The organism is Serratia sp. LTN-2 (genome assembly GCF_059740205.1).
This window is the reverse complement of sequence record NZ_JCAXDO010000012.1, coordinates 143,786-150,036: the sequence shown is the minus strand read 5'-3', so window position 1 is coordinate 150,036 and position 6,251 is coordinate 143,786. Positions and strand designations below refer to the sequence as shown.

Below are 6,251 nucleotides of genomic sequence, written 5' to 3'. Positions count from 1 at the left end.
GTCTGCGAGGATCCACACCTCACCTGCCGAACCCTTCGCCGCTCTCAAATAGTTGGGATGCGTTCATCTCATTCTCCTGAATTACTTCAGCAGATTATCCAACTGATTAATATCGTCATTGTTCCGCAGGTGCGGCACCTTCCAGCCGTGCTGATCGTAATCGGCCAGGCATTTGTCGACCATCTGCATCATGCGATCCATGTTGCCGGATCCCTGCGCGTGGCGCAGGCACTGCAGGCGGATCTCATCCTGGCTGCCGGCGTAGTTGATCTCATACAGCTCGTGACGGCCGCCGAATTCGCTGCCGATCGCATCCCACATCAGCTTGAGGATCTTGATGCGCTCGACGTGATCCATGCCGTCCGATCCGCGCACGTAGCGCGCCAGGTACTTGTCGATCTCCGGATTGTTCATGTCGCGCACGCTGGACGGCAGGTAGATAAGGCCGCTGGTGACGTTCTTCTCGATGATGTGTTTCACCTTGGTGTAGGCCATCGGCGCCATTACGCGGTAGGTTTGCAGCGCGGCGGAATCCGGCAGGTAGGCGCGGTTTTCCCATTTAGTGGCTTCGGCGCACATCGCGTCGCTCAGCGACCAGAACAGGTTGCGCCAGGCCACCACTTCGCCCAGATCGGCCTGCACGCCGCGGAACTCCAGCACGCCGGTGCACGAGAGGCTCTTTTGCAGCAGCGCGGTGATGAAATCCATCTTCACCGCCAGGCGCACGCAGGCCTGCAGCGGGAACAGCCGGGCGAAACCGCCCTGGGTGCTCCAACGGCGGCAACGATCGAAATCGCGGTAGATCAGCACGTTTTCCCACGGGATCAACACATGATCCATGATCAGGATCGCGTCGTTCTCGTCAAAGCGGCTGGTGAGCGGGTAGTCGAACGGCGATCCGGTGGCGCCGGCCACCAGCTCGTAGGAGGCGCGCGAAATCAGCTTCACCCCTTCGGCGTCCATCGGCGCCACGAACATCAGCGCGAAGTCCGGGTTATCGCCCATCACCTGCGCCGAACCGAAGCCGATGAAGTTGTAGTGGGTCAACGCCGAGTTAGTGGCCACCACTTTGGCGCCGCTGACGATGATGCCGGCGTCGGTCTCTTTCTCCACCTGAATGTAGACGTCTTTCACCTCGTTGACCGGCTTATGGCGGTCGATCGGCGGGTTGACGATGGCGTGGTTGAAATAGAGCCCGGTTTCCTGAATGCGTTTGTACCAGTGGCGCGCGTTATCGGCGAACTGGCCGTAGAACTCCGGATAAGCGCCCAGCGCGCAGCCGAAGGCCGCCTTGTAGTCCGGCGTGCGCCCCATCCAGCCATAGCTTTGGCGCGACCAGTCGGCGATGGCGTCGCGCTGTTGGCGCATCTCTTCCGGGCTGCGGGCATAGCGGAAGAATTTGTGGGTGTAACCGCCGTTGCCGGTGTCAGTGTTCCAGCACAGGCGATCCTGGCTGGCCGGATCGTGCAACGCGTCGTACAGCTGGCCGACAGACGCCGCGGCGTTGCGGAACGCCGGGTGCGTAGTGACGTCTTTCACGCGCTCGCCGTAAATGTAGATTTCGCGGCTGTCCTGCAAACTTTTCAGGTATTCGGCGCCGGTGAACGGGCGTTTGCTGTCGGCACGAAAGTCTTCTGGTTTCATCGGGTCTTCCTCGTCATCGGCATTTTTCAGGCCGTGGAGCCGGCCATTTGTTAAAATAATGTTTTCTTTTGGTTGCTTAATTGAAGCTGCCAAAGCCGGTTTCGAGAAGAGACTTTTGCGGCAATCGCCGGTACTTTTCAGGTCAGTTTGCCGCTTTCGCGGCAAACTGTGATCGCGGTTACGAAAGGGCGTGCTGCGCCGCGCGGTAGGTCGAAGGGGAACAGCCTTCCAGCCGATTGAAAAACCGGGCGAAATAGGCCGGATCCTTGAAGCCGAGGCTGTAGGCGGTTTCATGTACCGTGCAGGCGCTGAACAGCAGCATGCGCTTGGCCTCGCGCAGCAGCCGATCGAAGATCAGCCGCTTGGGCGGCCGATTGGCGAAGCGCCGGCACAGGTCGTTGAGCCGCGATTCGGTCACCCCCAGCGCCTGCGCATACTCCGGCACCGGCAGGTGCTCGCGAAAACGCTCGTCCACCATCTTGTTAAATCGTTGAAATAGTTTCAATTCCCCGCGCACGCCGCTGTTGGCGCTGTCTTCCAGCGCGGTGTTGCGCAGCAGCAGCGTGAACACCGCCTGCGCCAGCAGCGCCAGCGTCTGTTCGCGCCCGGCCAGGTTCTGCGCGAACTCGCGGCGGATCAGCGCCCAATAGTGGCTGAGCGCCGTCAGCTCCTGCGGCGCGTCGGCCAGCGACAGGCAGATGCCCGGCATGTCCAACGCCAGATTGCTGCCGGGATAGAGGCGCTCCAGCAGCGGCCAAATCAGCTCCTGGCGCACCGTCAGCACGTGGCCGTCGCTGTCCGGTTCGGTGAAGAACGCATGCGGCACCGACGGCGGCGTGAGGATGAACAGCGGCGCCTGCACCGAATAGTGCTGATCGTCGAGCTGCAGCTCTATCTTGCCGGTCTCCAGGAAATGCACCTGGAAAAAGCAGTCGTGCCAATGCACCTGCATGTCGCGGCCGAAGAACGCCGCCAGCCCGGCGAAGGTTTCGTAATGCACCTCGTCGGCGGCGTAGCGCGCGTCATACTCTTTGCAAATATCGATGTTGGCGATAAAGCCGGTACTTTTCCGCACCTCATGACCTCCTGCAATCCTGCCTATCTGCGCATCAAGGCGTCGCTCTCGGGCGCGAATCCTTCATCGGGATGCGCCACACCAACACGGCGCCGACGATCAACAGCGCCGAGACGAAATACAGCCCGGAGTTGAAGCTGCCGGTCATGTCTTTGAACCAGCCGATCAACAGCGGGCTGAGCGCCGATCCGATGTTGCCGGTGGCGTTGATCACGGCGATCCCCACCGCCCGCGCTTCCAGGCTGATCGACTGATCCGGCGTGGTCCAGAAGATCGCCATGGCGGTGAAGGAGCCGACCGAGGCCATCACGATCCCCAGCAGTTGGATCAGGCTGTGATCGGTGGCCGACGCCAATAGCCAGCCGGCGGCGGCGAACAGGTACGGCAGCGCGGTGTGATGCTTGCGCTCCTGCAGCCGGTCGGATCGTTTGCTCCACCACACCATGCCGGCGATGGTGCAGATCTGCGGGATCGCCGCCAGGATGCCGATCGTCACGTTGCTGCTGCCCTGGTTAAAGCTCTGCAGGATCTGCGGCGTCCAGATATTGATCGCGCTCAGGGTGTTGGTCAGGCAGAAATAGGCCAGCGTGTACATCAGCACGATCGGCGTGCAGATCTCGCGCCACAGGCTGCGCTGCTGCAGCGCGCGGTGGCTGCTCGGCCCGTTGGGTTGCACCAGCTGCAGCTTGTCGGCCTCCATCATCGCCTTCAGGCTGGCTTTCTCCTCGTCGGTCAGCCACTTGGCCTTGGCCGGCGTATCGTCGAGATAGAACCACACCACCACGCCCAGCAGCACCGACGGAATGCCTTCCAGCAGGAACAGCCACTGCCAACCCTTCAGGTTCATCACCCCGTCCAGCGCCAGAATATAGCCGGAGACCAGCGAGCCGATCGCCATGGTCACCGGCATGGCGATCATGAACAAGGCGTTGGCGCGGGCGCGGTAGAACGCCGGGAACCAGTAGGTGAGGTACACCAGAATGCCCGGCAGGAAGCCGGCCTCGGTGATGCCGACGATCATGCGCAGCACGTACAGGCTGGTGGGCCCGGTGGCGAACATGGTGCAGGTGGAGGCGATGCCCCACAGCACCATGATGGTGGCGATCCAGCGCCGCGCGCCGACCCGGCTCAGCATCATGTTGCTGGGAATGCCGAAGATCACGTAGGTGACATAGAACAACGTCGCCGCCAGCCCGAACATGGTCGAGCTGAGGCCGAGATCTTTGCCCATCGTCAACCCGGCGAAGCCGATGTTGATGCGGTCGAGGAAAGAGAAAACAAACAGCACGAACAGGAAAATGATCAGGCGCCGAAACAACTTTTTAATCACCGATTGCTCGGCGGCGGTTAACGCTTTATGTTGCTGCGCCGGGTTGGCCGGCTGCAGCGAATCGACGTGGTTCATGGTTCAGTAGACTCCCGATGAAGGTGCTGACGCCCCGCCCTGCTTGAACTCGTCCGCCAGGGCTTCCGCCGCCCGCGCCAGCAGGGTGGTGTCCACCCCTACCGCGACGAACAGCGCGCCGGCTTCCAGATAGCGCTGCGCCAGCGCCTTGTTGGTCATCAGAATGCCCGGCGCCTTGCCGGCGGCGCGGATGCGCGCGATGGCGTCGTCGATGGTGCGCTGCACCTCCGGGTGCTGCGGGTTGCCGGCGAAGCCCATGTCGGCGCTGAGATCCGCCGGGCCGATAAACACGCCGTCCACCCCTTCCACCTGTAAAATGGCGTCGAGGTTTTTCACCGCTTCGCGGGTTTCAATCTGCACCAGCACGCACATCTGCTCGTCGGCCTGCTGCAGGTAATCGGGCACCCGGTTCCAGCGTGAAGCGCGCGCCAGGGCGCTGCCGACGCCGCGCACCCCGTGCGGTGGATAGCGCGTCGCGCGCACCGCGTCACGCGCCTGTTCGGCGTTTTGAATCATCGGGATAAGCAAGGTTTGCGCGCCGACGTCCAGCAGCTGCTTGATGATCACCGCGTCGTTCCACGGCGGACGCACCACCGGCTGGCTGGGGTAAGGCGCGACCGCCTGCAGCTGCCCCAGCACCGTTTGCACGTTGTTGGGCGCATGTTCGCCGTCGATCAGCAGCCAGTCGAAACCGGCGCCGGCCAGCAGCTCGGCGCTGTAGCTGCTGCACAGCCCGAGCCACAGCCCGATCTGCGGGCGTTTTTCCTGCAGCGCACGTTTGAAGTGGTTGGTTAACATCGCATTCTCCCTGACAAGCGGGCGCGGCGCATGGCCCCCGCCCGGTTTAGTGCGGCCCGGTTCGCCGAGCCTGCTTATTAGACGAAGCGGCAGCTGATGCAGCCCATCGGGCCGTAGTCGACGTGGAAGGTATCGCCGCGCCGCGCCGGCACCGGCCGGGTGAAGGAGCCACCGAGGATCACCTGCCCTGCTTCCAGCTCCACCTCATACGGCGCCAGCTTGTTGGCCAGCCAGGCCACACCGTTGGCCGGGTGGTTGAGCACCGCCGCCGCCACGCCGGACTCTTCAATCACGCCGTTGCGGTACAGCAGCGCAGAGATCCAGCGCAGATCCAGCGCATCCGGCTTGATCGGCCGCCCGCCCATCACCACCCCGGCGTTGGCGGCGTTGTCGGAGATGGTGTCGAACACCTTGCGCGGCCGCTGAGTCTCGGGATCGACGTTATGGCTGCGCGCGTCGATAATCTCCAGCGCCGGAATGATGTAATCGGTGGCGTTGTAGACGTCGAACAGCGTACAGTTCGGCCCGCGCAGCGGCTTGGCCAGTATGAACGCCAGCTCCACCTCCACCCGCGGCACGATAAAACGATCGATAGGAATGTCGCTGCCGTCGTTGAAGAACATGTCGTCCAGCAGCGCGCCGTAATCCGGTTCGGTGATCTGCGAGCTCACCTGCATGGCGCGCGAGGTCAGGCCGATCTTGTGGCCTTTGAGCGTGCGCCCCTCGGCGATCTTCAGCTCCACCCACTGCCGCTGAATGGTGTAAGCGTCTTCGATGGTGATCTCGGGATGATCGAGCGACAGCGCGCGGATCTGCTCACGGCTCTTTTCCGCCTGATGCAGACGCTGCACGGCGCGGTTAACCTGCTCTTTATCCAGCATTTACGACCCCTTATTCACGCTTTGTTGAACAGCGCGTGGACATTGTTCTGTTTGTAATTCAGTACCGGATCCAGCTCTTCCATAGTGAAAGAGAGCGCCAGGTAACGCTGCGCCGTCAGCGCGGCGAAGTGTTCCTTGATCAGCGCAAACAGCATCTCGCCCACCTGTTGCCGGCTTTCCAGACTGCGGCCGTGGCCGATCTTCAGCGTCATGTGCACGAAGGCGTAATCCTGCTTGCCGTCGGCCATCTGCCAGGTGTCGAGCCAGATGGCGCGGCTGCGCACGCCGGCCAACGGGAAGATGCCGGTCGCCGCCAGCGCTTCGTTGACCTTGGCGAACAGAGTCGGCAAATCCGCCTCGCGGCGGATGTTGTCGGTACATTCAGCGTAAAAATGGGGCATAGCGTTCTCCAGACGGCGAATATGCGCGGGTCAGGCCCGCGCAACGG

At 62.4% G+C, this 6,251-nt stretch carries 6 protein-coding genes; all 6 read right to left on the bottom strand.

Translation table 11 applies throughout. The features are described 5' to 3' along the window. Positions 1 to 81 precede the first annotated feature (81 nt). Positions 82 to 1,644, bottom strand: a complete 1,563-nt coding sequence (gene hpaB / locus AC6BYQ_RS20675) for a 4-hydroxyphenylacetate 3-monooxygenase, oxygenase component (RefSeq protein ID WP_498057474.1) — start codon at positions 1,642 to 1,644, stop codon at positions 82 to 84. A 178-nt stretch (positions 1,645 to 1,822) separates the two neighbouring features. Then, positions 1,823 to 2,719 carry a 4-hydroxyphenylacetate catabolism regulatory protein HpaA gene (hpaA, locus tag AC6BYQ_RS20670; protein ID WP_019454960.1) on the bottom strand — a complete coding sequence of 299 codons (897 nt, stop codon included), beginning with the start codon at positions 2,717 to 2,719 and terminating at the stop codon, positions 1,823 to 1,825. Positions 2,720 to 2,753: 34 nt separating this feature from the next. Continuing rightward, a complete protein-coding gene (gene hpaX / locus AC6BYQ_RS20665; RefSeq protein ID WP_154747140.1) occupies positions 2,754 to 4,124 on the bottom strand; it encodes a 4-hydroxyphenylacetate permease in 1,371 nt (456 codons plus the stop codon). A 3-nt stretch (positions 4,125 to 4,127) separates the two neighbouring features. Then, positions 4,128 to 4,922 (bottom strand): 4-hydroxy-2-oxoheptanedioate aldolase, encoded by a 795-nt coding sequence (gene hpaI / locus AC6BYQ_RS20660; protein ID WP_498057473.1) that lies wholly within the window; start codon positions 4,920 to 4,922, stop codon positions 4,128 to 4,130. Between the two features lie 77 nt (positions 4,923 to 4,999). Further along, the gene (gene hpaH / locus AC6BYQ_RS20655; protein WP_019454957.1) at positions 5,000 to 5,803 is read right to left on the bottom strand and encodes a 2-oxo-hept-4-ene-1,7-dioate hydratase; all 804 of its coding nucleotides are present in this window, start codon (positions 5,801 to 5,803) and stop codon (positions 5,000 to 5,002) included. A gap of 14 nt (positions 5,804 to 5,817) precedes the next feature. After that, positions 5,818 to 6,204, bottom strand: coding sequence for a 5-carboxymethyl-2-hydroxymuconate Delta-isomerase (locus AC6BYQ_RS20650; RefSeq protein ID WP_069101043.1), 387 nt, complete (start codon positions 6,202 to 6,204; stop codon positions 5,818 to 5,820). Between the last annotated feature and the right edge of the window lie 47 nt (positions 6,205 to 6,251).